General features: G+C 66.5%; 1 protein-coding gene and 1 pseudogene. Both read left to right on the top strand.

Going from position 1 to position 1155, the window contains the following annotated elements; all coding sequences use genetic code 11:
• Positions 1-435 (top strand): annotated as a pseudogene (gene aroE / locus ABYB95_RS23790) (shikimate dehydrogenase); the annotation flags it as partial.
• A 49-nt stretch (positions 436-484) separates the two neighbouring features.
• Entirely contained in the window at positions 485-946 is a 462-nt protein-coding gene (gene aroQ / locus ABYB95_RS23785; protein WP_372662936.1) for a type II 3-dehydroquinate dehydratase, read from the top strand.
• The last annotated feature ends 209 nt before the right edge of the window (positions 947-1155 follow it).

Genomic DNA, 1155 nt, shown 5'->3' with positions numbered 1-1155 from the left:
GGCGCCACGCGCGGCGCCATTCTGCCGATCGCCGCGCAAAAGCCGGCACTGATGGCGATTGCCAACCGCAGTGCCGACAAGGCCCACCTGCTGCGCCACGACTTCTCGGCGCATGCCCGCTTGCAGACCGGTGGTTACGAAGACTTGCAGGGCGAGCGTTTTGACATCGTGATCAACGCCACCTCCACCGGACTGTCGCAAGCGGAGCTGCCGATCGAAGCCCGCGTATTCGCCCCCGGCGCGCTGGCCTACGAGATGGTCTACGGCAAGGGACTCACGCCGTTTCTGCGGCAAGCGCAGGCCGCGGGCGTGCTGGCCTTGGCCGATGGCGTGGGCATGCTGGTGGAGCAAGCGGCAGAGGCCTTTGCCTGGTGGCGCGGCGTGCGCCCCGACACCCGGGCCGTGATCGAACGCCTCACGGTTCCGCTGGTTTAAGCTTGCGGCTGTCTGTACGCTTGCGATCCCCACTTTTGCACCTGCCGCCATGAAAACCCTTTTGCTGCTCAACGGCCCCAATCTCAACCTGCTCGGCACGCGCGAGCCGGGTGTGTATGGCGCGGCCACGCTGGCCGATGTGGAAGCCCGTTTTCAGGAAGACGCGAAACGCCTGGGCTTCCAGGCCGAGTGTTTTCAGAGCAACCACGAAGGCGCGCTGATCGACAAGATCCACGAAGCGGGCCGGCGCCGGGCGGCCGGTGAGGTCGGCGGGGTGGTGTTCAACCCCGGCGCGTTCACGCACACCTCGGTGGCCTTGTTCGATGCGATCAAGGGCGTGGGCGATCTGCCTGTGATCGAGGTGCACATTTCCAACGTGCACACCCGCGAGGCGTTCCGCCACCACTCCTACATCTCCCCCGCCGCCGCCGGCATCGTCGTGGGCTTTGGTGTCGATGGTTACCGCCTGGCGGTCGAGGGCCTGGCGCGAAAACTGTCCGGCCCGGCCTGAGCGCCACCAAGCCTTCACAAAAGAAAAGCGCCCCGAGGGGCGCTTTTTGCTGCAGAGAACAAAGGCGGCTCAGGCCCGCTTCAACTGCTCGGTGTCGAACGGCAGGCTGCGCAGCCGCTTGCCCGTGGCGGCAAACAAGGCGTTGGCCACGGCGGGTGCAATGGGCGGTGTACCCGGCTCGCCAATGCCGCCCGGCTTTTCCGTGCTGG

The organism is Hydrogenophaga sp. (genome assembly GCF_041633695.1).
GTDB lineage: Bacteria > Pseudomonadota > Gammaproteobacteria > Burkholderiales > Burkholderiaceae_C > Hydrogenophaga.
Note: the sequence above shows the minus strand (reverse complement) of the source record. Positions and strands in the feature narration are given on the sequence as shown.